Source organism: Desulfuromonas sp. CSMB_57 (assembly GCF_020194955.2).
GTDB lineage: Bacteria > Desulfobacterota > Desulfuromonadia > Desulfuromonadales > Syntrophotaleaceae > JAFCIY02.
Genome location: NZ_JAFCIY020000058.1, coordinates 1 through 25,136, shown reverse-complemented (window position 1 = coordinate 25,136; position 25,136 = coordinate 1). Strand labels below are relative to the sequence as shown.

Annotated in this window: 29 protein-coding genes and 1 pseudogene; 15 read left to right on the top strand and 15 right to left on the bottom strand. The window is 62.3% G+C overall.

Annotation, left to right across the window (positions count from 1 at the left end):
* The first annotated feature begins 185 nt into the window (after positions 1 to 185).
* The 14 genes from JQN68_RS13685 to JQN68_RS13620 all read left to right on the top strand — a co-directional run bounded on the left by JQN68_RS13685 (position 186) and on the right by JQN68_RS13620 (position 12,221).
* Positions 186 to 2,501 carry a pyridine nucleotide-disulfide oxidoreductase/dicluster-binding protein gene (locus JQN68_RS13685; RefSeq protein WP_225073229.1) on the top strand — a complete coding sequence of 772 codons (2,316 nt, stop codon included), beginning with the start codon at positions 186 to 188 and terminating at the stop codon, positions 2,499 to 2,501.
* Complete coding sequence (locus JQN68_RS13680; RefSeq protein WP_225073228.1) at positions 2,498 to 2,704, top strand: DVU_1557 family redox protein; 207 nt, start codon at positions 2,498 to 2,500, stop codon at positions 2,702 to 2,704. Before JQN68_RS13685 ends, JQN68_RS13680 begins: the two co-directional genes overlap by 4 nt.
* The gene (trsM, locus tag JQN68_RS13675; protein ID WP_225073227.1) at positions 2,691 to 3,485 is read left to right on the top strand and encodes a DVU_1556 family methyltransferase; all 795 of its coding nucleotides are present in this window, start codon (positions 2,691 to 2,693) and stop codon (positions 3,483 to 3,485) included. The genes JQN68_RS13680 and trsM overlap by 14 nt, the downstream gene beginning before the upstream one ends.
* A gap of 21 nt (positions 3,486 to 3,506) precedes the next feature.
* A complete protein-coding gene (locus JQN68_RS13670) occupies positions 3,507 to 3,971 on the top strand; it encodes a DVU_1555 family C-GCAxxG-C-C protein (RefSeq protein WP_225073226.1) in 465 nt (154 codons plus the stop codon).
* Positions 3,964 to 5,340 (top strand): radical SAM (seleno)protein TrsS, encoded by a 1,377-nt coding sequence (gene trsS / locus JQN68_RS13665; protein ID WP_225073225.1) that lies wholly within the window; start codon positions 3,964 to 3,966, stop codon positions 5,338 to 5,340. The genes JQN68_RS13670 and trsS overlap by 8 nt, the downstream gene beginning before the upstream one ends.
* 1 nt (position 5,341) lies before the next feature.
* Positions 5,342 to 6,661: a DVU_1553 family AMP-dependent CoA ligase gene (locus tag JQN68_RS13660; protein ID WP_225073224.1), complete on the top strand. Its 1,320-nt coding sequence runs from the start codon at positions 5,342 to 5,344 to the stop codon at positions 6,659 to 6,661.
* Positions 6,662 to 6,676: 15 nt separating this feature from the next.
* Positions 6,677 to 7,720, top strand: coding sequence for an XdhC family aldehyde oxidoreductase maturation factor (locus JQN68_RS13655; RefSeq protein ID WP_225073223.1), 1,044 nt, complete (start codon positions 6,677 to 6,679; stop codon positions 7,718 to 7,720).
* Complete coding sequence (locus JQN68_RS13650; RefSeq protein WP_225073222.1) at positions 7,713 to 8,846, top strand: DVU_1551 family NTP transferase; 1,134 nt, start codon at positions 7,713 to 7,715, stop codon at positions 8,844 to 8,846. Before JQN68_RS13655 ends, JQN68_RS13650 begins: the two co-directional genes overlap by 8 nt.
* Positions 8,830 to 9,495: a histidine phosphatase family protein gene (locus tag JQN68_RS13645; RefSeq protein ID WP_225073221.1), complete on the top strand. Its 666-nt coding sequence runs from the start codon at positions 8,830 to 8,832 to the stop codon at positions 9,493 to 9,495. Before JQN68_RS13650 ends, JQN68_RS13645 begins: the two co-directional genes overlap by 17 nt.
* Positions 9,480 to 9,728 (top strand): Rossmann-like domain-containing protein, encoded by a 249-nt coding sequence (locus JQN68_RS13640; RefSeq protein ID WP_225073220.1) that lies wholly within the window; start codon positions 9,480 to 9,482, stop codon positions 9,726 to 9,728. Before JQN68_RS13645 ends, JQN68_RS13640 begins: the two co-directional genes overlap by 16 nt.
* 37 nt (positions 9,729 to 9,765) lie before the next feature.
* Entirely contained in the window at positions 9,766 to 10,059 is a 294-nt protein-coding gene (locus JQN68_RS13635) for a putative Se/S carrier protein (protein WP_225073240.1), read from the top strand.
* Positions 10,040 to 11,224 carry an aminotransferase class V-fold PLP-dependent enzyme gene (locus JQN68_RS13630; protein ID WP_225073219.1) on the top strand — a complete coding sequence of 395 codons (1,185 nt, stop codon included), beginning with the start codon at positions 10,040 to 10,042 and terminating at the stop codon, positions 11,222 to 11,224. The genes JQN68_RS13635 and JQN68_RS13630 overlap by 20 nt, the downstream gene beginning before the upstream one ends.
* On the top strand, positions 11,221 to 11,793 hold the full coding sequence (locus JQN68_RS13625) for a nitroreductase family protein (protein ID WP_225073218.1): 573 nt from the start codon (positions 11,221 to 11,223) through the stop codon (positions 11,791 to 11,793). Before JQN68_RS13630 ends, JQN68_RS13625 begins: the two co-directional genes overlap by 4 nt.
* Before the next feature lie 80 nt (positions 11,794 to 11,873).
* On the top strand, positions 11,874 to 12,221 hold the full coding sequence (locus JQN68_RS13620; protein ID WP_225073217.1) for a winged helix-turn-helix domain-containing protein: 348 nt from the start codon (positions 11,874 to 11,876) through the stop codon (positions 12,219 to 12,221).
* Between the two features lie 106 nt (positions 12,222 to 12,327).
* Here JQN68_RS13620 and JQN68_RS13615 read toward each other — a convergent pair whose 3' ends face one another.
* The gene (locus JQN68_RS13615) at positions 12,328 to 12,714 is read right to left on the bottom strand and encodes a hypothetical protein (RefSeq protein WP_225073216.1); all 387 of its coding nucleotides are present in this window, start codon (positions 12,712 to 12,714) and stop codon (positions 12,328 to 12,330) included.
* 45 nt (positions 12,715 to 12,759) lie between these two features.
* Between JQN68_RS13615 and grxC the strand changes: the two genes are divergently transcribed.
* A complete protein-coding gene (grxC, locus tag JQN68_RS13610) occupies positions 12,760 to 13,014 on the top strand; it encodes a glutaredoxin 3 (RefSeq protein ID WP_225073215.1) in 255 nt (84 codons plus the stop codon).
* Between the two features lie 43 nt (positions 13,015 to 13,057).
* Here grxC and JQN68_RS13605 read toward each other — a convergent pair whose 3' ends face one another.
* The 14 genes and pseudogenes from JQN68_RS13605 to JQN68_RS13540 all read right to left on the bottom strand — a co-directional run.
* The gene (locus tag JQN68_RS13605; RefSeq protein ID WP_225073214.1) at positions 13,058 to 14,893 is read right to left on the bottom strand and encodes a bifunctional homocysteine S-methyltransferase/methylenetetrahydrofolate reductase; all 1,836 of its coding nucleotides are present in this window, start codon (positions 14,891 to 14,893) and stop codon (positions 13,058 to 13,060) included.
* The gene (locus JQN68_RS13600; protein ID WP_225073213.1) at positions 14,890 to 15,486 is read right to left on the bottom strand and encodes an NUDIX hydrolase; all 597 of its coding nucleotides are present in this window, start codon (positions 15,484 to 15,486) and stop codon (positions 14,890 to 14,892) included. Before JQN68_RS13600 ends, JQN68_RS13605 begins: the two co-directional genes overlap by 4 nt.
* Complete coding sequence (gene rpe, locus JQN68_RS13595; RefSeq protein WP_225073212.1) at positions 15,483 to 16,145, bottom strand: ribulose-phosphate 3-epimerase; 663 nt, start codon at positions 16,143 to 16,145, stop codon at positions 15,483 to 15,485. The genes JQN68_RS13600 and rpe overlap by 4 nt, the downstream gene beginning before the upstream one ends.
* 143 nt (positions 16,146 to 16,288) lie before the next feature.
* On the bottom strand, positions 16,289 to 17,644 hold the full coding sequence (rsmB, locus tag JQN68_RS13590; RefSeq protein WP_225073211.1) for a 16S rRNA (cytosine(967)-C(5))-methyltransferase RsmB: 1,356 nt from the start codon (positions 17,642 to 17,644) through the stop codon (positions 16,289 to 16,291).
* Positions 17,645 to 17,746: 102 nt separating this feature from the next.
* Complete coding sequence (htpX, locus tag JQN68_RS13585) at positions 17,747 to 18,580, bottom strand: zinc metalloprotease HtpX (protein WP_225073210.1); 834 nt, start codon at positions 18,578 to 18,580, stop codon at positions 17,747 to 17,749.
* Positions 18,577 to 19,395 carry a DUF116 domain-containing protein gene (locus tag JQN68_RS13580; RefSeq protein ID WP_225073209.1) on the bottom strand — a complete coding sequence of 273 codons (819 nt, stop codon included), beginning with the start codon at positions 19,393 to 19,395 and terminating at the stop codon, positions 18,577 to 18,579. Before JQN68_RS13580 ends, htpX begins: the two co-directional genes overlap by 4 nt.
* A 1-nt stretch (position 19,396) precedes the next feature.
* On the bottom strand, positions 19,397 to 20,311 hold the full coding sequence (gene fmt, locus JQN68_RS13575; protein WP_225073239.1) for a methionyl-tRNA formyltransferase: 915 nt from the start codon (positions 20,309 to 20,311) through the stop codon (positions 19,397 to 19,399).
* Between the two features lie 29 nt (positions 20,312 to 20,340).
* Positions 20,341 to 20,859: a peptide deformylase gene (def, locus tag JQN68_RS13570; RefSeq protein ID WP_225073208.1), complete on the bottom strand. Its 519-nt coding sequence runs from the start codon at positions 20,857 to 20,859 to the stop codon at positions 20,341 to 20,343.
* A gap of 93 nt (positions 20,860 to 20,952) precedes the next feature.
* Positions 20,953 to 21,837, bottom strand: a complete 885-nt coding sequence (gene sucD, locus JQN68_RS13565; RefSeq protein ID WP_249621249.1) for a succinate--CoA ligase subunit alpha — start codon at positions 21,835 to 21,837, stop codon at positions 20,953 to 20,955.
* 63 nt (positions 21,838 to 21,900) lie between these two features.
* Positions 21,901 to 23,058 carry an ADP-forming succinate--CoA ligase subunit beta gene (sucC, locus tag JQN68_RS13560; RefSeq protein WP_225073849.1) on the bottom strand — a complete coding sequence of 386 codons (1,158 nt, stop codon included), beginning with the start codon at positions 23,056 to 23,058 and terminating at the stop codon, positions 21,901 to 21,903.
* Between the two features lie 39 nt (positions 23,059 to 23,097).
* Positions 23,098 to 23,745, bottom strand: a complete 648-nt coding sequence (fsa, locus tag JQN68_RS13555) for a fructose-6-phosphate aldolase (RefSeq protein ID WP_225073848.1) — start codon at positions 23,743 to 23,745, stop codon at positions 23,098 to 23,100.
* A gap of 65 nt (positions 23,746 to 23,810) precedes the next feature.
* Positions 23,811 to 24,068 (bottom strand): hypothetical protein, encoded by a 258-nt coding sequence (locus tag JQN68_RS13550; protein WP_249621248.1) that lies wholly within the window; start codon positions 24,066 to 24,068, stop codon positions 23,811 to 23,813.
* A 2-nt stretch (positions 24,069 to 24,070) separates the two neighbouring features.
* Positions 24,071 to 24,583 carry a 2-amino-4-hydroxy-6-hydroxymethyldihydropteridine diphosphokinase gene (folK, locus tag JQN68_RS13545; protein ID WP_225073850.1) on the bottom strand — a complete coding sequence of 171 codons (513 nt, stop codon included), beginning with the start codon at positions 24,581 to 24,583 and terminating at the stop codon, positions 24,071 to 24,073.
* Between the two features lie 182 nt (positions 24,584 to 24,765).
* Positions 24,766 to 25,136 (bottom strand): annotated as a pseudogene (locus tag JQN68_RS13540) (L-threonine dehydrogenase); the annotation flags it as partial.

Below are 25,136 nucleotides of genomic sequence, written 5' to 3'. Positions count from 1 at the left end.
CCGTAAACTCTCCGGTGAAATCGGCGATCTTTTCCGGGTATCGCCGTAACTTGCCTGAACCGGAGATTGTGATGCTGGAGAGTCGCTGTTCTGGCGGCTCTCCAGCATCTTTTGATTTGGTCGCATATTATTTAATCCCAGACAGTTAATTCACCCGAATCAAGCCGCGAAGAAAGAGGAATTCGATGGAAAAGGATCAACGCGTCGCCTGGGAGGCAAAGTGCATACAGGAGGAGCCGCCCGCCTGCAGCACCAGCTGTCCACTGCATATTGACATCCGCCAGTTCATGGCACAAATGGCCGCCGGGGATCTGAAGGCCGCCTATCAGACCTTGAAAAAAAAACTGCCCTTTCCCGGCATTCTGGGTCGCATCTGTGAACACCCCTGCGAAGCGGCCTGTCGACGCGGAGAAGTTGGCGAGGCGCTGGCTATCGGTGCCCTGGAACGCTATTGCGTGGAACACTACGGCGGCCCGGACCCGGTCAAACCGCTGCCACGAAAAAACAAGCAAGTTGCCGTGCTTGGTTCCGGCATGGCCGGCCTGACCGCGGCCCTCGACCTGCTCAACAAAGGATTCCGGGTCACCATTTTTGAACAGGCTCAACAACTGGGCGGAGCTCTGCGCGGCTTTCCGGAAAAGCTTCTGCCTGCGGCCGTGATCGATGCCGAACTGGCGATCCTGGACGCATTGCGAGCCGAGATCCAACTTGACACCGCCTGCGATACGGCCTTCTTTACGAGCCTGGTCGAAAACTTTGACGCCGTTTTTGTCGATGTCCAGGCCGGCGCCAACTTGGTTCTGCCCCTGGAACGGAACCCCGACGGGCACATGGTCAACAACGCCGTCACCGGCGCAACCTCCATGGAGGGCGTTTTTGCCGGCGGGGAACCCGATCCGGGCCGGGCTTATTCCCCTCTCATGGAAGCCTATGCCGGACGCAAGGGGGCGCTGTCCATCGAACGCTTCCTGCAGAACGCGGTCATCGATTACAATCGGGACAAGGAAGGCCCCTACGAAACCCTTCTGTACACCAACCTTGCGGGCATCGCACCCAACTTCCGGGAATTGGCGGAACCACTTACCGAAGCCGCCGTGCGGGCCGAAGCGGGCCGCTGTATTCAGTGTGAATGCCTGGAATGCACCAAGCACTGTTTGTATCTGAAAACCTATAAGAAATATCCAAAGGTTTACGTGCGCCAGATTTTCAACAACGAGTTGGTCATGCACGGCGCCGCGCACACCAAGAACAAATTCGTCAACTCCTGCACCCTGTGCGGTCAGTGTCAGGTCGTCTGTCCCAACGACCTGTTCATGGGTGAGGTGTGCCTGGGTTCCCGCCATACCATGGTGGAAGAAGAGTTCATGCCGCCCTCGGCCCATGAATTCGCCCTGCAGGATCTGGAATTCAGTCGCAGCGAGGCGTTCAGCCTCTGCCGGCACGCTCCCGGCTTCCAGGAGAGTGCCTACCTCTATTTCCCCAGTTGCCAACTCTGTTCCACCAGCCCCGCGGAAGTGATGGAATCCTATCATTTCCTGCGGAATAATCTTGATGGCGGGGTCGGCCTGATGCTGGGCTGCTGCGGCGCGCCGGCCTACTGGGGCGGGCGCAAAGAGTTGTTTGGCGAGATCATCGGCGAGATGCGCCAACAGTGGAAGGAGATGGGCTGTCCCCAGATCATCACCGCCTGCAGTTCCTGTCAGAAGATTTTCAAGGAGTTCCTCCCGGAAATTCCGCTTTTGTCTCTCTGGCAGATTCTCGAAACACCGAACGTCAAAAAGGCGCTGCCAAAGGCAACACTACCCGCCAAAACGGTGGCGATCGTCGATCCCTGCACCGCCCGCCATGATGAAAAAACCCAGGACAGGGTGCGTCGGGCCATTACCGAACGGGGCCTGACCATCGAGGAACTGGACCACAGTCGGGGCATGACCGAATGTTGCGGCTACGGCGGGCTGGTGTTCAACGCCAATCCGGATTTAACCGATGAAACCCTGCGCTGTCGGGCTGCAGCCAGCAACCACGACTATCTGGCCTACTGTGCCCTGTGCCGCGATCAGGTCGCGGCCGCCGGCAAGCCGGTGGCCCATCTCATCGAACTCCTGTTCGGTGAGAACGACAACCGGGACCCCTGGCAACGCGGATGGCTGTCCTGGTCCGAACGTCGCGAAAACCGCAGTCGGGTCAAGGAAACCCTCGGACGCCAACTGTGGGACGAAAAACCCTGCGAGCAGGAGGCAAATAAGAAAATGATTCTGCATCTCGACGAGGAAGTGCAATGCACTGTCGACCGGCGCCGTATCCTGCTGGACGACATCCGCCAGGTTATCTCCCAGTCCGAAACCCAAGGGCGGCGCTTGGTCAACAAAGACAACGGCCGATGCCTGGCCAGCCACACCATCGGCAAAATCACCTTCTGGGTCGAATATGCTCCGCATGAAGACGGTTTCCAGGTCTTCAATGCCTACAGTCATCGCATGAACATTACCGGAGTGAAATGATGATAACCCTTGAAGAAGCCCAGCAATGGACCTGTGATGCCTGCGGCAAACCGCTGGTGATGCGTGAAGTGGAGTTTTATTACCTGAACGGCAGCTTCCACGTCAATTTGCCGGCTTGCCCGGAATGTGGACTGGTGTTTATCAATGAAGCACTGGCCACGGGGAAAATGGCCGAGGTCGAGGGCATCCTTGAAGACAAGTAATCCTGCAACCGGGGGGGGCTGTCCCCTGACGGCCCCCCCGCTTTACGAAACCCAGGCTTTGCGTCAAGCCACCGGTACGGTCCTGCGACCGGGAGGTCTTTCCCTTTTAAACCACGCCCTGGACAAAGTGCGGTGGCAGGCCGGCGCGCGCATTCTGGATGTCGGCTGCGGCACGGGTGCCAGCGTCGCCTGGCTGCGAAGGCACCACGGGCTGCAGGCAACCGGCATCGATCCCTCACGCAAATTGGTGGAGGAAGCCCGAAAGGCCCACCCCGGCCTGCCCGTGTTGCGCGGCCGCGCGGAGTCCCTGCCGTTTGGCGATGTCTCCCTGGACGGTCTGCTCTGCGAATGCGTACTGTCCCTGGTCCCTGATGCATCCCAAGCCCTGAAGGAGTTTTACCGTGTTCTCAGGCCTGGCGGACTGATGATTCTCAGCGACATCTACCGGCGTGCCGAACCTGCATCGGACGCCCCGCCCGGCCAAAGCTGCCTGTCCGGGGCGGTAGGCAAAACCACTTTACTTCAGCGTCTGCAGGACGTCGGTTGGCGGGTGCGGCTTTGGGAGGATCATTCCCTTTTACTGGCGGAACTGGCAGGTCGACTGATTTTCCAGCATGGCTCCCTCGCGGCCTTTTGGCGTCAGTTCCTGCCGGACGGGGCGGCACGGGAGATGATGACCGCAGTGAAAATCATGCGCCCGGGTTATTGCCTGCTGATCGCGGAAAAAGTCCCTTGCCGGGATGGCGAAAAGCTCCGTTTGAGTGATGCGATATCCCGATAAAGCATCAAGAAAGGCAATGCAATGCTGAATGACAAGAGTTTCGACGACGATCTGTTGCTGATGATGGATCTGTCTTTTAAGGGATATTCCTGCGCCCAGATTCTGCTGGCTCTGGGTCTGCACTACTGTGGGCGCGAGAATCCCGATCTCATCCGGGCCATGGCCGGGCTGTCCCATGGTGCCGGCTTCGGGCAAGGGACCTGTGGCGCCCTGACCGGAGGCTGCTGCCTGCTCGCCTTCTATGCCGCCAAAGGCAGCGATGAAGAAGAAGCCCACGAGGAATACCTTTCCATGCGCCAGGAGTTGGTCGAGTGGTTCTGCGATACGGTCGGCTCCCAATATGGCGGCACCGACTGCGAAACCATCGTCGGCGACGGCGACAATCAGCAATTGCGCTGCGGCCAGATCGTGGCATCCGTCTTTAGCAAGGTAAGGGAACTCCTGCTACGCAACAATCTGTCTTTGTCGGAGGTCGCGCATGGCTGATTCGCATCCCCCATTGCCGAGGGACACGGCCAGCCTGTGCCCCGTCTGCCTGCAACGTCTGCCCGCCCGTCGGGTAGTCACCGGAGAAAAGGTCGAAATGGTCAAGGAATGTCCGGAGCACGGTGAGTTCCGGGCCTTGCTCTGGCAGGGACCTCCCGATCTGGCCGGGTGGAACCGCCCCAAGCTCCCTTCCCGACCGCCGGTCTGTTTCGGAGAGAGCGAGCGCGGCTGTCCCTTTGATTGCGGCCTCTGCCCGGAGCACGGCCAGCATTCCTGTTCGGCCCTCATCGAAGTGACCTCCCGCTGCAACCTGCGCTGTCCGGTCTGCTTCGCCGACAGCGCCACTGAAGAGGAGTCCGATCCCTCCCTGGACAGCCTGGGCCATCTGTTGCGCCTGGCGCGCGAGGCCTGCGGAGAAAACATCGTCCTGCAACTCTCCGGCGGCGAACCGACGGTGCGCGACGACCTGCCGGACATCATCCGCCTGGCCCGCGAATGCGGGTTTTCCTCCATCCAACTCAACAGCAACGGGCTGCGGCTGGCGGCGGAAGGTCAGTACGCCCAAGCCCTGCGGGAAGCCGGCCTGACCTGGGTTTATTTGCAATTCGACGGTACCCGTGACGAGATATATCGCCGGCTGCGCGGCCGGGAACTGCTGGCGGAAAAACTTCGCGCCGTGGAAAACTGCGCCGCGGCAGGCCTGGGCATCGTCCTGGTGCCGACCCTGGTGCCCGGGATCAATGACGACGATATCGGCAATCTCCTGCGGCTGGGTCTGGCCCATGCACCCCATGTGCGCGGCGTGCATTTCCAGCCCATCAGCTATTTTGGCCGGTTTCCCCAAGCCCCCGGCGATGAGCACCGCCTTACCCTGCCGCACTTGTTGCGTGCCATCGAAGAACAAACTTCCGGCCTGATGCGCTTGGAACATTTTGCCCCGCCCGGCTGCGAACACAGTCACTGTTCCTGTCACGGCAATTTTCTCGTTCAGGACGACGGCTCCCTGAAACCTTTGACCAAGCCCGATTCCGTCTGCTGCAGCAAACCCAAACCGGCAGAGGAAGGAGCCCGCTTGTCGACGGCGTTTCTTACCCGCCAATGGGCGGCGCCGAGTTCCGCCGCCTTGCCGCGCCCTCCGGCTGCGTCCGGCTGCGGCTGTGCCGGCAACAGCCTGGATGATTTCCTGGAGCGGGTCAGAACCCATACCTTTGCCGTCTCGGCCATGGCCTTCCAGGACTGCTGGAATATCGACCTGGAACGAACCCGCAACTGCTGCATCCATGTGGTGACGCCGCAGGGACGCCTGGTCCCATTCTGTCTTTACAATCTCACTTCCGCCAGCGGTGCGCCGCTGTACCGTGGGAAATAACATGCTCTGTACCCCCGTACAACCCTGGCTGGCCAGGCGTTTGAAGGTAACGCCAAAGCAGTTGAATCTGGAGCGTCTGCGTAACTACCAGCTTCGGCAGCTCAACCGCACCCTGGCCCTGGCTGCCGACCAGAGCCCCTTTTACCGTGAGCGACTGCAGCCATGGTGCAGAGAACCCCTTTCCGACCTGTCGGAGTTGGCAAAGCTGCCCTTTACCACCCCCGAGGAACTGCGTTCCCAAGGCATGCAGATGCTGGCCACGTCCCAATCCGCCATTGAGCGGGTGGTAACTCTGGAGAGCTCGGGCACTACCGGTTCCCCCAAGCGGCTCTGGTTTACCGCCGAGGACCTGGCCCGAACCCAGGAATTTTTTCGTTGCGGCATGTCCCAGGTACTGCAACCGGGTTACCGGGTGCTGATTCTGCTGCCTGGCGAACTGCCTGACAGCGCCGGCGATCTGCTGGCCAGAGCCTTGGCCGCCATGGGGGTGGAAAGCCGGATTGCCGGATTGGTGCTGGATGCCGGTCGCTGGGCCGATGTCCTGGCCCGCGAACCCTTCGATTGCGTAGTCGGCATCCCCTGGCAGGTTCTCGCGGTGTTGCGCCATCCCTTGGCGCAGTTTGTTCCCCGGGGTCGGATCAAGAGCGTTTTTCTGACCTCCGACTATGTGCCCAAGCCCCTGGTGGCCGAAATCCGCAAGCGCTGGGATTGCCCGGCATTCAACCATTACGGCATGACCGAATTCGCCCTCAGCGGCGGCGTAGAATGCCTGGCCCTGGACGGCTACCATCTGCGGGAGGCGGATTTCTTTTTCGAGGTGATCGACCCTGATTCGAGCCGCCCCTTGCCCCCCGGACAGTTGGGCGAGGTGGTCTTCACTACCCTGGATCGGCGCGGCATGCCCCTGATTCGCTATCGCACCGGCGACTTATCCTATTGGCACCCGGAAATCTGCCCCTGCGGCAGTTTCCTGCCGCGATTGGCGAAAATTCACGGCCGCCTGGCAGCCAGACGGGAACTGGACAAAGGTCTCAGCCTGCAGATGCCTGACTTGGACGAAATCCTGCTGCCGGTACCGGGGCTGCGGAACTATACCGCCAGCCTGACGCGTCAGGATAACACCTGCACCCTGCAATTGATCCTGGAAGCGGCACCGGGTCGGGAACCCTCGACGCTGTGGGCGGTGGAGCGCCTGCTGCCCGAGATACCGGCGGTACGCGCGGCCCTGGACCAAAAATGCCTGCAGGTGCTGCCGCCGCAGCTGGCCGGCGCCCCCCTGCCCGTTTCGGCCACGGTCAAACGATCCGTTCAATCCAACTAAAGGAGATTTATCCTGATGAAGCAGTTGATTCGTGACCTCTGCCAACATCTCGAAGCCGGAGAACCGCTGGCCGTGGCTACCATTGTCACGCACAGCGGATCGGCGCCGCGCACCTCGGGGGCGAAAATGGTCATCCGGGAAAATGGCGAGTTCTTCGGCACCATTGGCGGCGGACTGGTCGAAGCCCAGGCGCTGCAAAGGGCCAAAGAGGTTCTGGCCACCGGCCGTCCCGAAGTGTTCCTTTTCGACATGTGTGGCGCCACCATGGACATGATCTGCGGCGGACAGGTCAAGGTATTGATCGACCATGTCGCGCCGGGCACCGTCAACCTCGAAATTTTTCGACGTTGGCGGAAGGCCCTGGAAACGGGCCGGGATTGCCTGCTGGTGACCACCATCAAGTCGCCCGATACCGCCCGGGGGCAACAGCGCTGTCTGATTCAGGCCGACGCCGACACCGTTGGCTCCGCCGAACTGCCGAATGCATGGCGGGCCGATCTGTTGAAGCGCTTCAAGGATGCCCGGCAGCCCGGCCTGGTGAAACTGGACCAATACACCTTGCTGGTGGAACCCTGCCACACGCCCGCCACCGTATTTCTATTCGGTGCCGGGCATGTGTCCCGACCGACCGCCGCGCTGGCAACCGGCGTCGGGTTCAATACCGTCGTTCTGGATGACCGACCGGAGTTCGCCAATCGCGAGCGTTTTCCCCAGGCGACCGAAGTCCGCGTGGTGGAATCCTTTGACAACTGTCTGGCCGATCTCGACATCGACGGCAACAGCTATCTGGTCATCGTCAGCCGCGGCCATCGTCACGATGAATCCCTGCTCCGACAGGCCCTGACGACCAGGGCCGGGTACATCGGCATGATCGGCAGCCGCGGCAAACGGGACAAGCTCTACCAGCGCCTGCAGGCGGAAGGCTTCAGCCCGGAAGCTCTTGGACAGGTCCATTCCCCCATCGGCACGGATATTCTTGCCGATACCCCGGAAGAAATCGCCGTCAGCATCGTCGGCGAGCTGATCCGCGTCCGCGCCATCAATCTGGGTCATGACTGAGGGTTTCGCCGCCATCATTCTGGCCGCCGGTCATTCCTCTCGCATGGGCGACTTCAAACCCCTGTTGTCCGTAGGGGAAAAAACCGCCCTCGAACATGCCGTGGCCCTGTTCCACGGCAACGGCATCCGACAGGTAGCGGTGGTGAGCGGCCATCACGGCGAGCGACTGGAACCCCTGCTGCGGCAACTGGGAGTGACACACATTCCCAATTCGCTCTTCCGCCAGGGCATGTTCACTTCGGTGCAGGCTGGAGTGCGAAACCTGGGCGACGAGGTGCGGGCCTTCTTCCTGCAGCCGGTGGACGTGCCCCTGGTGCGCAGTCAGACAGTGCAGACCTTGCTGCACGCCTGGCTGACCGGCCAACCCGGCATCATTCAGCCTGCCTTCAACGGGATTTACGGCCATCCGCCTCTGATTTCGACCCGCTATCGCTCGGCGATCCTGGACTATCACGGTGAAGGCGGGCTGAAGCAGCTGCTGCGTTCCTTTACCGGGGACACCTTGTTGCTGGAGCTGCCGGACGAACAGATGCTGCTCGACATGGATACGCCGGAGGATTATCAGCGGCTGTGCCGACGCTGGGAAAACCGGATGCTCCCGACGGAAAGGGAATGCCGACACCTGCTGCACCATGAATTCGCCCTGCCGGCGGAAATCGTTGCCCACTGCCTGGCCGTGGCGCGGGTGGCCGTACAACTGGCGGATGCCCTGACCGCCGTGGGATTCATGGTCAACCGGGACCTGGTCCTGGCCGCCGCCCTGCTGCATGACTGTGCCCGCCGGTCCCGCAATCACGCCCGGGCCGGAGAAAAAGCCCTGCGCAACCTGGGCTTTCCCGACGTCGCCGCGGTGGTCGGCCGGCACATGGATCTGGATCCGCCGCAGACCACGGAATTCAGCGCCGACGAGTTGGTCTTCCTGGCGGACAAGTTGGTGGCGGGCAATCGCCTGGTCGGCATTGAGCAGCGCTTTGCCGAGAAACAGGCCCTGACGGCCTCGAAGACGAGGGCGAGCAACAGCTTTGAGCGGCGCCTGGCCTGTGCCCGAGCCATCCGCCATCGGGTGGAAAAGGCCCTCGGGCAGCCGCTCGCGGAGATCCTGACCGACCATGAACAGACCTCCTGACAAGGACCGCTGCCTGCTCTATCTGTTTCGGCACGGCGATGCCCGCTCGGACGGGGTGCGACGCTACTGGGGGCAAACCGACCTGCCCCTCAATGCCGCGGGACGAAGGCAGGCCCTGACCTGGCGGGAAAGGCTGGCCGGTCGTTCTTTTTCCGCCTGTTACTGCAGCGACCTGCTGCGCTGCCAACAGACCGCCCAAATCATTGTCGGACCGGACAGAAACGACATCCGCACCCGGCCGGCCTTGCGTGAAATCCATCTGGGCGAATGGGAAGGCCGGTCCATGGCAAGCATCCGGCAACGTCATCCTGAAGCATTCCGGCAGCGCGGCCTCGATCCCGGCGGCTTTCGCCCGCCGGGCGGAGAAAGCTTCGACGATTTGCGGGACCGCGTCCAGCCGGAATTGCTCGACATCCTCCGGCAACACCAGGGGCGGGTACTGGTGGTGGCCCATGCCGGGGTCAATCGGATCCTGCTGGCACGGCTGTGGGACCTGCCCATGGAAGAGATTTTCGGCATCCCTCAGGAACTCGGCTGCCTCAACCTCATCGAGCGGCGCGGCGACCGGATGCGGATACGTCTTCACAACTTCCGCCCCGGCGGCCCTTTTCTCGAACACAAGGAGCAAATGGAATGCGACCAATCATAATGCTGCTAAATGCATCTTTCCCGATTCGGTCATTGGTGCTGCTAATTCGCCAACGCCTCATCGACTGGTGCGACGTCGGGCTGGCCACCGGCTCGACCATCGTCAATGGCAGCCTGGACAATCTGCTGGCCCGGTTTGAGGCTGCTTCCAAGCCCCTGGCGTTTTTCGGCAACACGATTGCCGGCACGGCGGCACTGAACAATCTGCAACGCGTCTGCCCCTTTGGCGCCTAGCCATACCGTTACGCAACCAAAGGTCACCCACGTGGAAATGATTCCGGAAAACGACATCATCGCCCTGTTCAAGGCACCTGCGGTGGCCATGAAGGCGGAACGTCTGCTGCGCAAGGCGGCCCTGGATTGCCGCCTGATTCCCGCACCGCGGGAAGTGGCGGCGGGCTGCTCCATGGCCCTGCGCTGTCCCGCCGCGCAGCTTTCAACCATGATCCGGGAGTTGAACCGCCTGCAATTGACGCCGCGGGCCATGTACCGCAAATCCGCCTCGGGGTACCAGCCGGTCACACCCAGCGCCGAGGGAGAATACCATGATCCTGTATCTGGATAATGCCGCAACCTCCTTTCCCAAGCCGGAAGAGGTCTATCAGGCCGCCGATCGGACCTTGCGCCGGTACGGCGTCAATCCCGGTCGCGGCAGCTACGGTCTGGTCCTGGAAGCCGGCAGGCTGGTCTATCGGACCCGTGAAGCGGTGGCGGAGTTGTTCAACATCGCCGACGAATTGCGGGTAGTGTTCACGTCCAATGCCACCGAAGCCATCAATCTGGCCCTGTTTGGCCTGCTGCAGCCGGGGGATCGGGTCGTGACCTCCAGTATGGAACACAATGCCGTATCTCGCCCCCTGCATGCCTTGCGGGCCCGGGGCATCCAGGTCACTGAGGTTCCCGCCGACCGATTTGGCCGCCTGCAACCGGACGATGTGAAGGCCGCGGCCATGGCCGGCGGGCAAGCGGCACGCATGGTGGTGCTATGCCATTGTTCCAACGTCACGGGCACGGTTCAACCCATCGAGGAAATCGGCCCGTGGTGCCGCCGGCACGGCATCCTGTTCATGGTGGATGCCGCCCAGAGCGCCGGCCTGCTGCCCATCGACGTTCAGAGCATGGCCATCGATGTGCTGGCGGCCCCCGGCCACAAGTGCCTGTTGGGGCCCCCGGGGACGGGATTTCTCTACCTGCGTGAGGATCTGCAACCGACCCCGCTGATTTTCGGCGGCACCGGCGGGGATTCCATGTCCGAGGAAATGCCGGAAGCGCTGCCGGAGCGATTGGAAAGCGGCACCCTCAATGCTCCGGCCCTGGCAGGTCTGCTGGCGGGTATCGAGTATGTGCAACGGATCGGCATCCGGCAGGTGCGGGAACATAAAACCCGCTTGCTGGAAGCACTGCTGTACGGGCTGCGCCAACTCCCCGGAATCCGGATTTACGGGCCGGGTACCGCCACCGAACATGGCGGCGTGGTGTCCTTCACCATGGCGGGCCGGGACCCGGCCGAAACCGGCTTTCTCCTCGACGAACAGTACGGCATCTGTGTCCGCACCGGCCTGCATTGCGCGCCGGCCGCCCACGGTACCATCGGCACCCTGCCGTCCGGAACCATCCGGGTCAGCCCCGGCCTGTTCAACACCCGGGAGGACGTGGATCGGCTGCTGTCCGCACTGACAGACATGCTCGGTCCGAATTTTTCCATATCCCAACAAGGAGACGTGCAATGAACACCTTTACCAACCTGATCAAGCGGCGCATCACCTGCCGGAATTTTTCCGACCAGACCCTTTCCCGGCAGCAATTGCAGGATCTTATCCATGCGGCCGTCTGGGTTCCCAGCGGCTCCAACAACCAGCCCTGGCGTTTTGTCGTCATCACCGATCGCAATCGCCTGCAGCACTATTCCGATGTTGCCAAGGCCGCCTGGCTGGCGGATCTGGACGCGGCACCTCACATACGGCAATACGAAACCTTTTTGAAGGATCCGGATTACAACATCTTCTACAATGCGCCGGCCCTGATTATCGTCTACGGCGACACGCACTCCTACTGGCATGTCTACGACTGCAGCATGGTCGCCTACAACCTTCACCTGCTGGCGGAGGACCAGGGCCTGGGTTGCTGCTGGATCGGCTTTGGCCACAACATCTTCGCCGACCCCCAGGTAAAAAGCGAGCTGGGCGTGCCGCGGCACTACCAGCTGGTCGCTCCGGTGATTCTCGGGCACCCGGCGGTATCCTCCGAGCATCGAAACAACCCCAACCAGCGCAAGCCTTTTGAAATCCATTGGATCTGAACACATGTCCCCGTGGCCCGACGGCTTCGGAGACATTTTTCCCTGGACCTGCTTCCCGGCTCAAACCAAGAGACAAGCTCGTGAAAAACCAACAATTCGACATTTCAGGAAAACTTTTTCTGCATTTGAAGAACGCCAGACCCATCGACATGGAAAACTTTCATGTCCTGGAACAGGTGGCCATTCATGGTTCCATTTCTCGCACCGCCAAGGAAATCGGCATGAGCTACCCGAAGGTATGGCATATCATTGACAATCTGAACAAGTTGTCCAATAAACCCTTGGTGAAAAGGACTTCGGGGGGTAAAGGCGGGGGCGGAAGCACCTGCCTTACGGAGGAGGGAGTGCGGCTCCTGAAGCGCTTCCGAGCTGTCCGGCGCGCCCACACCAGGTTCCTTCGGCAGATGGAAACCAGGTTGTCGGTCTGAGGCGCCCGGTGCATGACGATACCGAAATTGGCAGGACCACTTTCCCTTTGTTCTTTCTGACCGCTGCAGAATCCCAAGGGTCTTGCAGCAGCAGCCCCGGTGATGGTCAGGGCAGGTCGGGAAATGGCGTGACAATCTTCCAGCCCTGCGCAGTCAGCTCCCAATCCTGGCGCAGGCGAAAGGTCTTGATCCGGGTTGACGGCAGACGATAGTAGTCCAGAGAGGACCAGGTCATTACCCGGCTGTTGTTCTCGCCCTGGAACTCGGCCTTTTCGGGCCGCATCTCGATGATGCGCAGCTCACTGCCCTGATCGAATTTGCTCAGAAAATCCTCTCGTAATTCCTCGTTGACAAAGAACGCGGCACTGGGATAATCCTTCCACACCAGCCGCAACACGAATTCCTGGCGGGCGTCCTGGAACTCTTCCCGCGGCTGCAGGGGCGTGGCGCAGGCCGATAGCAAAAGCAGCAGAATCAGGTATATTTGCTTCATGGTATTCCCCTCCGTCCGATTTCCACCAAGGTGCCAAGGATCGTCATGAAAAAGGTCGAGATCTACACCAAAAGCTATTGTTCCTACTGCCGCCGTGCCAAGGAGTTGCTGCACCGCAAAGGAGTCCGCTTCATCGAATACGACGTGACCGACAACCCGGACCTGGAGCTGGAAATGCGCCAACGTTCCGGCCGGACGACGGTTCCGGAAATTTTCATCGACGACGCTCTGGTCGGCGGTTGCGACAACCTCTTCACCTTGGAGCAGCGCGGCAGCCTGGAGCGCATGCTGGAGGAATGAACGCATCCAAAGCGCTTTGATGGGGGCCGAAAGCCCCCGCATCTCAGGATGCGGCCCGAATGAAGTCCATCACTTTCACCGCCAGTTCCACCTTGCCGAAGGGCGGCATGAGATAAAATCCGCCTGCCCTGCCGACCAATCCTTCGACCAACTCCCACGCAATGGCCATCCCCTCGGCCACCCCATGTTCCCCGCTGGTGCCGCGCATGCGCTGCCGCACGCTCTCGGGCAGCCGGATGCCCGGCACCTCATTATGCAGAAATTCGGCATTGCGCTCGCTCACCAGGGGTAGAATCCCGACCAGCACCGGAACTTCCAGGAACGCCAGACGCTCCAGCATCTCCTGTGCCACCGCTATATCATACACCGGCTGGGTCTGGACGAAACGGGCGCCGGCGGCGACCTTTTTTTCCAACCGGCGCACCTGGCCGCTCATGTCGGCAACATTGGGATTGAAGGCCGCGCCGGCCACAAAACCTGCCGCTAGCCCCATATCGGTGCCGAGCAGGGTGCGCCCGGCGTTGAGGGCCGAAAGCATTTCCAGCAGGCCGATGGAGTTGACATCGAAGACGCTGGTGGCACCCGCCTCGCCGCCCACGGAGACGGGATCGCCGGTCACCGCCAGCACGTTGCGGATGCCGAGCAGATGGGCCCCCATGAGCTCGGAATGCAGGCCGATGAGATTGCGATCGCGGCCGGTAACGTGAATGATGGTCTCGATACCTGCCTGTTCCTGGATCAGCCGGGCCAGGGCAATATTCCCCATGCGGATGCGCGCCAGAGGATTTTCCGCCAGACTGATGGCATCGACGCCGGCAGCGGCCAGGCGCCGGGCCCCGGCCAGGACCTTGGTGCAATCCAGGCCCCGGGGCGGATCGAGTTCGACAGTGACCACCGGCCGCGTACCCCATGGGGCCAGAAATCCGCTGCGGGTTGCCGGCGGCGGCACAAGCTCGACGGTCGCCAACGGGGGACCCGACACCGCAATCCGCGGCGGCGGCTGCAGATGACGCAATTCGGCGGCCAGGGCGGCGATATGCGCCGGGGTGGTGCCGCAGCAACCGCCCACCAATGCCGCACCGGCCGCAACCATTTCGCGACCGCGGGCCGCGAAATATTCGGGGGTCGCCAAGTAGAGATAGCGGCCATCGACATATTCGGGAAAGCCGCTGTTGGCAAAACCGGACAGGGGCAATTCGGTGACGACGGCCATGGCCTGCAGCACGGCCAGCAATTCGCGCGGCCCGGAGCCGCAATTGGCGCCGACCATGGTCGCCCCGGCCGCCGCCAGGCGCCGGGCCGCATCGCCGGCGGCAATCCCGTCGCGGGTGCGCCCCTGCTCGAAAAAGGCCATCTGGGCGATGACCGGCAAGCCGGTTTCCTTCGCCACGGTGACCGCCAGCAGCAGTTCATCGAGGGAGGCGAAGGTCTCCAGGAGCAGAACATCGACCCCGCCCTCGCCCAAGGCGTTCATCTGCTCGCGAAACAGGCTGCGTTGCTCCTCTGGCGTCGGGCCCGATTCCTGCCCGCGGGGCAACAGCAGCGGACCGACGGCACCGGCTACCAGGGCCTCGCGACCGGCGCTGCGGCGCGCCAGGGCCGCACCGGCCAGATTCACCTGCCGCACCTGATTCTCCAGGCCGACGGCGGCCAGTCGCAGGGCATTGGCCCCGTAGGTATTGGTTTCCAGCAACTGGGCGCCGGCGGCCCGATAATCGCGATGGACCCCGGCAACCAGCTCGGGTTGGCGCAGATTGAGAGCTTCGAAGCAGCTTCCCGAAGGCACGCCGCGGCTGTAAAGCAGGGTGCCCATGGCACCGTCGCCGACAATGACGCCTGCGGCCAATCGCTCCAGGAAAGTCTGCACCGCATCCTTCATGGTGAATCTCCTTGAAAAGCGGCGCTCGGAAACATGCCCACCCGCTGCAGAAACTGGCGCAGAATGGCACCGGTCAGGCCCCAGATCTGATGGCCGTCGATATTGAAGAAACAGACCGGCATCAAACGGCCGCGGTGGCGCCAGCTTTCGACATGATAGATGCGCGGATCGCACAACCGGGCCAGGGGCACCTCGATTACTTCGGCGATTTCATGGGGATCGACGCGAAACGGATAAGGCGAGGGAATGGTCCCGACGTAGGGTACCACATGATAACCGTACACGGAGATAAAGTCATCCAACCGGCCGAGAACAGTCACGTCCCGCGGGCGGATGCCCATTTCCTCTTCCGTTTCCCGCAGCGCGGTGCCACAAAGATCGGGGTCGCTGTCCGCGGCTCGGCCGCCGGGAAAGGAAATCTCCCCGGCATGATGGGGTAGATGGTCGCTGCGCCGCGTGAAGAGCAGGGTATCGACGCCGTCTTTGGAGTAGTAGAGCAGCAACACCGCCGCCGGCTTCAACACCCCGCGTTCCAGATGACGGACAGGATGGGCGGCCAGAGCCGACCGCACCTGGGCGACGTCCAGATTCACCGCCGGGCCTCGGCCCCGGCCCGCAGGGCGGCGATGGTGGCGGCATAATCGGGGTTGCCGAACACGGCACTGCCGGCCACGAACACCTCGGCGCCGGCAGCGGCGATGGCGCCGATGTTGTCCCCCTTCACCCCGCCATCCACCTCCAGTTCGACAGTCAGGCCGCGGCCGTCGATGGCGCGCCGCAGGGCTTCGATCTTGGAAAGGCCGGAAGGAATGAACTGCTGGCCGCCAAAGCCGGGATTGACGGTCATGAGCAACACCAGATCCAGATCTTCCAGGATCACGTCCAGACAATGGACCGGGGTGGCGGGATTGAGGGACACCCCGGCTTTCTTACCCAGGCTGCGAATCAGCTGCACGGTACGGTGCAGATGGGGCACCGCTTCGTAATGCACCGTAATGATGTCGGCGCCGGCGGCGGCAAAATCGGGAATGTACCGGTCCGGCCCCTCAATCATCAGGTGCACGTCCAGGGGCAGACGCGTGACGCGGCGCACCGCCTCCACCACCAGGGGGCCGATGGTGATGTTGGGCACGAAGTGGCCGTCCATGACGTCGATATGCACATAGTCGGCACCGCCGGCCTCGATGGCGCGGACTTCCTCGCCCAGGCGGGAAAAGTCGGCGGACAGAATGGAAGGGGCTATTTTAATCATGGTTTCAGCTCCGGAATAGAAACACAAAAGAGTAACTGTTCAGTAAAGAGTGTCGGGGCGCCCAAGAATGGGTTCATGCGGCCCTCGAAGTGCGGAGCGCGAGGCCCTTCTCCACGCCGGCTGAAGAGTACCGCAAACGTTCCTCAGCCGCGACGACGAAAGGCGGCAGCGAAAAATCCGTCCATGCCGTCATGCCGATGCGGCCAGGTGCGCAGCGCGCCCGACTCGTCGAACAACGGTCGCCAGCCGGCCGGCAGCCCGGGCCGTAAATCCTCCCGTTCGAATTCCGGGCAGGCGGCCAGAAAGGCGTCGCAAACATCGTCCGTTTCCTCGCGACCGAAGGTGCACAGGGAGTAGAGCAGGCGGCCGCCCGGCCGCACCAGAGGGGCGACATTGCGCAGGATGGCCAGTTGCCGTTGGGCCAGTTGGGCCAGTTCTTCCGGCCGGCGGCGCCAGCGGATCTCCGGATTGCGACGCAGCACGCCGAGGCCGCTGCAGGGGGCATCGACCAGGATGCGATGGAAACTGCCCGCCTCCAGAAAGGTCGGCGGGCTGGTCAGATCCCAGGCCCGGGTTTCGATGCCCTGGCAGCCGAGACGCTTGGCGCCCTGTTCCACCAGTTTCAGGCGTTGGGGATGCAGATCCATGGCCAGAATGCCAGCCCGGTTATGGGTCAGTGCCGCCATGTGAGTGGTTTTCCCTCCCGGCGCGGCGCAGGCGTCGAGAATCCGCTCCCCCGGCTGGGGGTTGAGCAGATGCGCGATGAGCATGCTGGCTTCATCCTGCTTCTGCCACCATCCCTCCTTGGTTCCGGGCAAATGGCGGGACATGCCGGACAGCACGCGCAAACCCTCGGCGGCAAAACGGGTCGGCTCGGACAGACAGTCCTGGCGGGCCAGATCGTTCTGCAACCTGGCGCGGTCGGTGCGCAATGTATTGGCGCGCAGGCAGACCGGCGCCGGTGCCAGCATGGCGGTAGCCAGGGCCTGGGCCTGCTCGGGGCCGAGATCGTCCAACCAGCGCCGAGCCAACCAGTCCGGCAGCGACAGCACCGTCTCCAGGTAGGCCAATGGCTCGGTTTCCGCATCGGGCCAGGTCAGCCCCTGCCCTTCCCGAATCACCGCCCGCAGGATGCCGTTGATGAAGCCGGTCGCCCGCTGCATGCGGCGGCGACGCGCCAACTCCACCGTTTCGTAGACTGCGGCCCGCTGCGGGATGCGATCCAGCAGCAACAACTGGTAGCAGCCGAGTCGCAGCAGTTCCAAAACCCCGGCATCGACCCGATCCAGGGGCTTGCTGCAGAAGGACTGCAGGACAAAGTCCAACCGGCGCCGATGGCGCAGCACGCCATAGACCAGTTCGGTGGCCAGGCCCCGATCGCGGGAGTCCAATTGCGGGTGTTTTTCCAGTTCGCCGTCCAGTGCCAGATCGGCAAAAGCGCCCTCGGACACGCGTATCAGAATGTCGTAGGCAATACTGCGTGCATCGGCGGAAACCATCGTTGTCCCTGTCCGGAAGGGAGCCATCCCTTCATGTGAAAGACGGGGACGGCAACCGCCTGTCCCCGCCGGATCAAAAATTGCCGCTCTCCCCGATCACCATCAGTACGGGGTCATGCTTTCCAGGCGGCGAATACGCTCCTCCACCGGCGGATGGGTGGAAAACAGAGCGCGCAGATTGCTGCCGCCGAGGGGGCTGACAATAAACATGTGGGCCGTCGCTTCGTTGACCTTTTCCATGGGGAAGCGCTGGTTGGCCATTTCCAGCTTGCGAAGGGCATTGGCCAGGTAGAAGGGATTGCCGCACAACCGCGCGCCCCCCTGATCGGCCGCATATTCCCGCGAACGGGATATGGCCATCTGCACCAGCATGGCTGCCAAGGGAGCAAAAATCATGACCAGAATCAAGCCCAGGGGATTGCGGTCATCCCGACTTCCGCGTCCGCCGAAGAGGGCCGCAAAGCGCGCCATGTGCGACAGAAAGGCAATGGCCCCGGCCAGGGTGGCGGCTATGGAGCCGATGAGGATGTCGCGATTGCCCACATGGCTCATCTCGTGGGCCATGACGCCCATCAATTCCTCCCGGGTCAGGATGCGCAGAATGCCTTCCGTGGCGGCCACGGCGGCATGCCGGGGATTGCGCCCGGTGGCAAACGCATTGGGGGTGTTCTGGGGCAGGATGTAGACCCGCGGCATGGGCAGATTGTTGCGTTGGCAGAGTTCCGCCACCACATCGTACAGAGGCCCGCTTTCGACCGGTTTGCCCCGGTACATGGCAATGACGATTTTGTCGGAAAACCAGTAGGAGCCCAGGTTCATGACGCCGGCCATGATCAGGGCCATCAGGGCGCCGTTCTGACCGCCGACCAGACCGCCGGCGAAAACCAGCAACAGGGTCAGAACGGTCATCAGAAGCACGGTTCTCAAGGTATTCATGGTTTTTTCACCTCGTTGTGACCGCCGTTGCCCGGGGCCACGGGAAGAATGAATTCATCCAGCGCCTGCTCGACCAGGGTCAGGTCGATGCGGGTGTTGAAGCAGGGGCCCTCCGGCCTGGTATTGAAAACTCCGATCACGGGCAGGGGCCAGGCATCGCGAATGCCGGCCGCCAAATCCCGCTCACAGGCCACTGCCAGCACCAGCCGGGGTCGCTTCTCCACCAACAGTTTGCGCGCCAGGGTGCCGCCGGTGGCGACCGCCGTGGTGATCCCACGCTGCCGGGCCAAATCCGCCAGTTGGGAAAGGTCGCAACGGCCGCAGCGGGCGCACTTTTCAATATCGCCGGTAACTTTGATGGCGCAGTCGAACCACTGCAGGCAGTGGGGCAGCAAAATCATGGCCTTGTCCGCCGGCACCCGCAGTTTGCGGGCCCGCACCAACTGGTTGTTGAGAGCGATGAAGGCCCGCTGCAAAGCCTCCTGATCGGCTCCCAGCAGCCGTCCGATGCCGATCATCGCCGGCAGCAGATAGCGGAATGCCAAGCCGCGCAGTCGGGGGAAGAAAAACAGATCCCGCCCGGTGAGCAGAGTGAGGGCCAACAATCCCAGCCCGCCAAGGAGCACCGCGGCCACCACCAGCACTCCCAGTCCAAACCAACGCGGCAGTTCCGGGTGGATGTTGGCCAAACCGAAACTGGGCACCCACCAAACCAGCAGGGCCAGCAAGGCAATGAGCGTCCCGACCACGCCCAGCAACAGCAAGAAGGGGCCTTTACCGGTGCCGACACCGGTTTTTCCCGGACAATGCACCATTTCAGCCCTCCAGCCGGGTGCCGGCCCGCAGGGCCGTACCGCGAACGAAGTCGGCGGCCTTGAGCCGTTTCTTGCCGGCCAACTGCAGTTCCCGCACCAGCAGAATGCCTTGTCCGCAGGCGATACGCACCCCCTCGGGACCGGCGGACAGCACGGTTCCCGGTTCACCGTCGGTACCCTCCTCCGGCAGAGTGGCGGCGATTTTGAGCGTCTGCCCGTTCAAAAAGGTATAAGCGCCCGGCCAGGGATCCAGTCCGCGCACCAGGTTGTGCAGGTGCAACGCCTCACGATTCCAGTCGATGCGGCCCTGCTCCTTCTTCATCATGGGCGCATAGCTGCTGTCGGCATCGTCCTGAGGTTCAGCCCGCAGGGTGCCTTCACACAGCCGCCGCAGGGTCTCAAGCATGGCTTCCCGCCCGAGCAGGGCCAGCCGATCGTGCAATTGGCCGGCGGTTTCCTCGAAACCGATCTCGGTGGCGCGCCGCACCAGCATGTCGCCGGTATCGAGACCCACGTCCATGAGCATGGTCGTCACCCCCGTCACCTGTTCGCCATCGACAATGGCCTGGTTGATGGGGGCCGCGCCCCGGTATCGTGGCAGCAGGGAGGCGTGCACATTGATGCAGCCGTGGCGGGGTATGTCGAGAATGCTCTTGGGCAGAATCTGCCCATAGGCCACCACCACCATGAGATCCGGAGCGAGGCGTCGCAACTCCTCCACCACCTCGGGCTCCCGCAGCTTGACCGGTTGCATGACCGGCAGGCCATGGCGCAGGGCCAGTTCCTTGACCGGCGGCGCCGTCAACTGTTTGCCCCGGCCGCTGGGGCGATCCGGCTGGGTATAGACGGCACACAGGTCAACGCCCGCAGCGAGCAGGCCCTCCAGGGTCGGCAGGGCGAATTCCGGGGTACCCATGAACACGGTGCGCAGGGTCCGGACATCGATCACAGCTGCTGCTCCTGTTGTTGCTGCAGTTTTTGATACTTCTTGCGGAACATGCCCTTTTTCAGGGACGAAAGGTGGTCGACGAACAACAACCCTTCCAGGTGATCGATCTCATGTTGAAAAGCGATGGCCAGCAAGCCATCAGCTTCCCGTTCGACGGTCTGTCCCGCCAGATCGGTATAACGCACCCGGACCTGGGCGCTGCGATGGATGCGGGTGTAATACCCGGGCACCGACAGGCAGCCTTCCTCCTCGAAGGAGGTGCCATGGCCTTCGAGGATTTCCGGATTGACCGCCACAATCAGTTCCGCCGGGCTCCCCTTGGGAGCGCAGTCCAGGACGATCAACCGCGTGCCGACGCCGACTTGGGGCGCCGCCAGGCCGACGCCGGGGGCCGCATACATGGTTTCCGCCATGTCCCGCGCCAGAGTCCTGATGCTGTCGTCGACTTCCGTCACCGGCTCGGCACGCTGCTGTAATACCGGATCCGGATAGTGTCTTATTGCCAGAATCGCCATAGGGTTATTCGTCTCTTCCTTAAATCGTGCCTCACATCTTCGGGAAATCCGAAAACACTGAAGATTCATGATAATTTCAGGGTGCAATCAAAGTCAACTGCCGGCCCCGCGGCGCAACGCCTGCTGCATGGCTTCGGCCAGTCGCGCCGGACCGGTTGCGACTTCGACCCCGGCCGCCTGCAAAGCGGTGATCTTGTCCACAGCCCGCCCGCTGGCGCCGCTGATTACCGCACCGGCATGCCCCATGCGCTTGCCCGGCGGCGCCGTGCGGCCGGCAATGAAGGCCGCCACCGGCTTGCGCATATGGCGCCCGATCCAGGCAGCCGCCTCCTCTTCGGCACTGCCGCCGATTTCACCGATGAGAAACACCCCCTCGGTGGCCGGATCCTCGTTGAACAGCTGCAGGATATCGATAAATGAGGTCCCGATGATGGGATCGCCGCCAATACCGACGCAGGTCGACTGGCCGAGGCCCGCATCGCTCAACTGCTGAACGGCTTCATAGGTCAGGGTGCCGCTGCGGGAGACCACCCCGATAGCGCCCGGCCGGTGGATTTCTCCCGGCATGATGCCGACCTTGCAGGCCCCGGGAGTAATCAGACCCGGACAGTTGGGGCCGATAAGCCGGGTTCGGCTTTCCCGCAACATCCGGTTGACCAGGACCATGTCCCGCACCGGAATCCCTTCGGTTATGCAGACCGCCAGATCCAGTTGTGCAGCACACGCCTCGAGAATGGCGTCGGCCGCCACCGGCGGCGGAACGAAAATCAATCCGACATCGGCCCCGGTCTGACGGACCGCCTGCTCGACACTGTCGAAAACCGGGATCCCCTCGACCTGTGTGCCGCCCTTGCCGGGGGTCACCCCGGCCACCACCTGGCTGCCATATTCCCGGCACAGCAGGGCATGGCGGCGACCGGCGCTGCCGGTCAGCCCCTGGACCACAATCCGCGAATTATTATCGACAAGTATCGCCATATCCCTTCACCCGCCGCCCGCGGCGGCGCCCCCTTGCAAGACGGCTCAGTAACCGGATCCTGCTCAAGACAGCTGCCGGACGATACATGCCGCCGCATCCGCCAGGTTGTCCGCCCAAGTCACCTTGAGCCCGGAATCCTCCAGCAGGCGACGGCCCTCCGCCTGCCGGGAACCGGCCATGCGCACCACCATGGGCAGCCGGCAGCCGGTTTCACCGGCCGCTTCCAAAAGACCTTCGGCAATCCGATCGCAGCGCATGATACCGCCGAAAATATTGATGAAAATCCCTTCGACCGCAGCATCGGTAAGCAGAATGCGAAACGCTTCCACCACCTTGGCGTGGTCGGCACCGCCGCCTACATCGAGGAAGTTGGCCGGCCGGCCGCCGCATTCGGTAAGCATGTCCAAAGTCGCCATGGCCAGACCGGCACCATTCACCAGGCAGCCGATGCGACCATCCAACTTGATATAGGCGATATCCGATTGCGCGGCCCGCACCTCCAGGGGATCATATTGACTGTGGTCCGTCAACTCGGCCCAATCGGCATGACGAAACAGGGCGCTGTCATCAAAGATGCATTTGGCGTCCAGGGCCAGCAACCGGCCATCCCGGGTTTTTGCCAGGGGATTGATCTCGACCAGGCTGCCGTCCAGTTCCCAAAAACAGCGATATAGGTTCAGCAGCAGGCCGGCGCTCGGTTGCAGAGCACTACCCCCCAGCCCCAAATGAAGAGCGATGTGGCGGGCCTGAAACGGCTGGAGGCCCAGGGCCGGATCGATGTCGATCCGCAAAATCTGCTCCGGGGCCCGACGGGCGGTCTCTTCGATGTCGACGCCGCCGACGGCGCAGGCAATGAGAACGTAACGGCCCCGTTCCCGGTCCAGAGTCAGGGACAGATAATACTCGGCCTCGACCTCCAGCGCCTCTTCCACCAACAGGCGGGAAACGGACAGGCCTTCCGGCCCGGTCTGAGGCGTCACCAACCGCTGGTGCAACATGGATGCAGCAATAGACCCTGCTTCGGCCGGACTTCCGGCGCGGCGAATGCCGCCTCCCTTGCCCCGCCCGCCGGCATACACCTGGGCCTTGAGAAGACAGGCTCCCCCCAGTTGGTCCGCGGCCTGCACAGCCTCTGCGGCACATTTCGCGACCAGTCCGCGCGGCACGGCAATGCCGAAGCGGCTCAGCAGCTGCTTGGCCTGGTATTCATGAATTTTCATGCTTCACGCTCCCGAGTTGCCGGGCCGCAGCCCCGTCCGTCACACCTGGCTTTTCTGCCAATCGGCCAGAAAACGCTCGATGCCCGTATCGGTCAGAGGATGTTTAGCCAGTTGCAGCAGCACGCCGTAGGGAATGGTGCAGATATCGGCGCCGATGAGGGCGGCGTTGAGAACATGCAGCGGACTGCGCACCGAGGCGACAATGATTTCCGTGGTGAATCCATAGTTGTCGAAAATGGTCCGGATCTGCTCGACACCTTCCATGCCCAGGTGTCCAACGTCATCCAGGCGACCGACAAAGGGAGAAATGTAAGCCGCCCCGGCCTTGGCCGCCAGCAGCGCCTGCAGGGGCGAAAAAGCCAGGGTCATGTTGACCGGAATGCCCTCATCCGCCAGTTGCCGGGTGGCCTTGAGGCCGGCGGGAGTCATAGGCACCTTGATGACGATATTCTTGGGGTGAAGCTTGATCAGTTCCCGGGCTTCCGCCAACATGCCTTCCGTGTCGAGGGCGACAACCTCGGCGGAAATGGGTCCGTCTACCAGAGCGGCGATTTCCGTCAGCACCTCATGGAAATTGCGACCGGTTTTCGCAACCAGGGAAGGGTTGGTCGTCACGCCGTCCACCAGGCCCATGTCATGTGCAGCTCGAATCTCGTCCACATTGGCAGTATCGATGAAAAATTTCATGCTTTCTTCTCCTTGGCGGGCAACCGGCAGCACAGGTTGAAATTACCGGCTTCTGGCAGGTTGCGTTACGGTTTATCGAGAAAGGCTCGGCGGCACTGTTCTGAACAGAAGTAGTGCAATTCGCCGTCCACCACCTGGCGCAGGGCCTGGCTGCGGGGCAAAAAGACGCCACATTGGGGATCCCGCACCATGTCCTCCCCCTGGACGGTTTTTTCCGGGCGCGGTCCGTCAGGGCCGCGACCGGCGGCAAACCATCGGGTCACGATGCGTATAAGATAGTAACACGCCCAGAACAACAGAATGAGACGCAGCAGGCCGGTCATGGTCACCATACCCTGGCCAGTCTTCTAAGACCGGCGCCCGGCGGCAGATCCCGCAGCAGCTGGCGCACCGTTTTGCCCAGCAGCGGATGAACGAAATCGGCGGCCAAATCATGCAGTGGAGTCAAGACGAAGGAACGCAGATGCAGGCGCGGATGGGGCAGGACCAGATCCCTGCCCTGACGGATTGTGGAATCGTAGAACAGCAGATCGATATCGATGGTGCGGGGTCCCCATCGTTCCAACCGCTCCCGCCCCAGGGCTGCTTCCACGCCAAGGCATCGTTCCAGCAGAAGTTCTGGCGCAAGCTCCGTCGCGATCTGCACCACGGCATTATAGTAGCAGGGCTGCTCTTGGGGGCCGCCGATGGGTTCGGTTTCGTAGAGGGCTGAGGAGCCCGTCACCCGCACCCCGGTCAAGCCCTGCAGGGCGCTCCGCGCTTGGCGCAAGGCATCAAATCGGTCACCGAGGTTGGATCCGAGGCCCAGGAACGCAGTTACGATCTTGTCATAACACATAACTCGGCATTTAAACACAGGCGCTCCACAGGAGTCAACGCATCGCCCAAGGTCCCTGCCACCCTGAGGCAGTTAAAAAAGGACGGCCGGGTAAAACCCGGCCGTCCCATTTCTTCTTATTGCAACTTGTCCAGGACAGAACGTTATTCGAAGCTTTTGCTTCGCTGCCCTGTCGGAGCAAATTACATGGCAGCCTTGAAGATGCCGATAACCTGATCCAGCGTAGCGGTACGCGGGTTGGTGAACTGGCAGGCGTCCTTCTTGGCGTTTTCGGCCATGACTTTGAAGTCTTCTTCCTTGACGTTCAGGTCTTTGAGGCCGGCGGGGATGCCGATGGAAGCGGACAGTTCACGGATGGCTTCGATACCGGCAGCGGCTGCTTCGGTCACGCTCAGGCCTTCGGTCGGCACGCCCATGAACTTGGCGATGTCGGCGAAACGCTCCGGGCAGGCGATCAGGTTGAAATCGCAAACGGCCGGCAGCAGAATGGCGTTGCAGACGCCGTGCGGCAGGTTGTAGAAGCCGCCCAGCTGGTGAGCCATGGAGTGAACAT

Coding starts and splice junctions, on each gene's coding strand:
- JQN68_RS13685 (WP_225073229.1), top strand. CDS start 186: ATGGAAAAGGATCAACGCGTCGCCTGGGAGGCAAAGTGCATACAGGAG.
- JQN68_RS13680 (WP_225073228.1), top strand. CDS start 2,498: ATGATGATAACCCTTGAAGAAGCCCAGCAATGGACCTGTGATGCCTGC.
- JQN68_RS13670 (WP_225073226.1), top strand. CDS start 3,507: ATGCTGAATGACAAGAGTTTCGACGACGATCTGTTGCTGATGATGGAT.
- trsS (WP_225073225.1), top strand. CDS start 3,964: ATGGCTGATTCGCATCCCCCATTGCCGAGGGACACGGCCAGCCTGTGC.
- JQN68_RS13660 (WP_225073224.1), top strand. CDS start 5,342: ATGCTCTGTACCCCCGTACAACCCTGGCTGGCCAGGCGTTTGAAGGTA.
- JQN68_RS13655 (WP_225073223.1), top strand. CDS start 6,677: ATGAAGCAGTTGATTCGTGACCTCTGCCAACATCTCGAAGCCGGAGAA.
- JQN68_RS13650 (WP_225073222.1), top strand. CDS start 7,713: ATGACTGAGGGTTTCGCCGCCATCATTCTGGCCGCCGGTCATTCCTCT.
- JQN68_RS13645 (WP_225073221.1), top strand. CDS start 8,830: ATGAACAGACCTCCTGACAAGGACCGCTGCCTGCTCTATCTGTTTCGG.
- JQN68_RS13640 (WP_225073220.1), top strand. CDS start 9,480: ATGCGACCAATCATAATGCTGCTAAATGCATCTTTCCCGATTCGGTCA.
- JQN68_RS13635 (WP_225073240.1), top strand. CDS start 9,766: ATGATTCCGGAAAACGACATCATCGCCCTGTTCAAGGCACCTGCGGTG.
- JQN68_RS13630 (WP_225073219.1), top strand. CDS start 10,040: ATGATCCTGTATCTGGATAATGCCGCAACCTCCTTTCCCAAGCCGGAA.
- JQN68_RS13625 (WP_225073218.1), top strand. CDS start 11,221: ATGAACACCTTTACCAACCTGATCAAGCGGCGCATCACCTGCCGGAAT.
- JQN68_RS13615 (WP_225073216.1), bottom strand. CDS start 12,714: ATGAAGCAAATATACCTGATTCTGCTGCTTTTGCTATCGGCCTGCGCC.
- grxC (WP_225073215.1), top strand. CDS start 12,760: ATGAAAAAGGTCGAGATCTACACCAAAAGCTATTGTTCCTACTGCCGC.
- JQN68_RS13605 (WP_225073214.1), bottom strand. CDS start 14,893: ATGAAGGATGCGGTGCAGACTTTCCTGGAGCGATTGGCCGCAGGCGTC.
- rpe (WP_225073212.1), bottom strand. CDS start 16,145: ATGATTAAAATAGCCCCTTCCATTCTGTCCGCCGACTTTTCCCGCCTG.
- rsmB (WP_225073211.1), bottom strand. CDS start 17,644: ATGGTTTCCGCCGATGCACGCAGTATTGCCTACGACATTCTGATACGC.
- htpX (WP_225073210.1), bottom strand. CDS start 18,580: ATGAATACCTTGAGAACCGTGCTTCTGATGACCGTTCTGACCCTGTTG.
- JQN68_RS13580 (WP_225073209.1), bottom strand. CDS start 19,395: ATGGTGCATTGTCCGGGAAAAACCGGTGTCGGCACCGGTAAAGGCCCC.
- fmt (WP_225073239.1), bottom strand. CDS start 20,311: ATGGGTACCCCGGAATTCGCCCTGCCGACCCTGGAGGGCCTGCTCGCT.
- def (WP_225073208.1), bottom strand. CDS start 20,859: ATGGCGATTCTGGCAATAAGACACTATCCGGATCCGGTATTACAGCAG.
- sucD (WP_249621249.1), bottom strand. CDS start 21,837: ATGGCGATACTTGTCGATAATAATTCGCGGATTGTGGTCCAGGGGCTG.
- sucC (WP_225073849.1), bottom strand. CDS start 23,058: ATGAAAATTCATGAATACCAGGCCAAGCAGCTGCTGAGCCGCTTCGGC.
- fsa (WP_225073848.1), bottom strand. CDS start 23,745: ATGAAATTTTTCATCGATACTGCCAATGTGGACGAGATTCGAGCTGCA.
- JQN68_RS13550 (WP_249621248.1), bottom strand. CDS start 24,068: ATGACCGGCCTGCTGCGTCTCATTCTGTTGTTCTGGGCGTGTTACTAT.
- folK (WP_225073850.1), bottom strand. CDS start 24,583: ATGTGTTATGACAAGATCGTAACTGCGTTCCTGGGCCTCGGATCCAAC.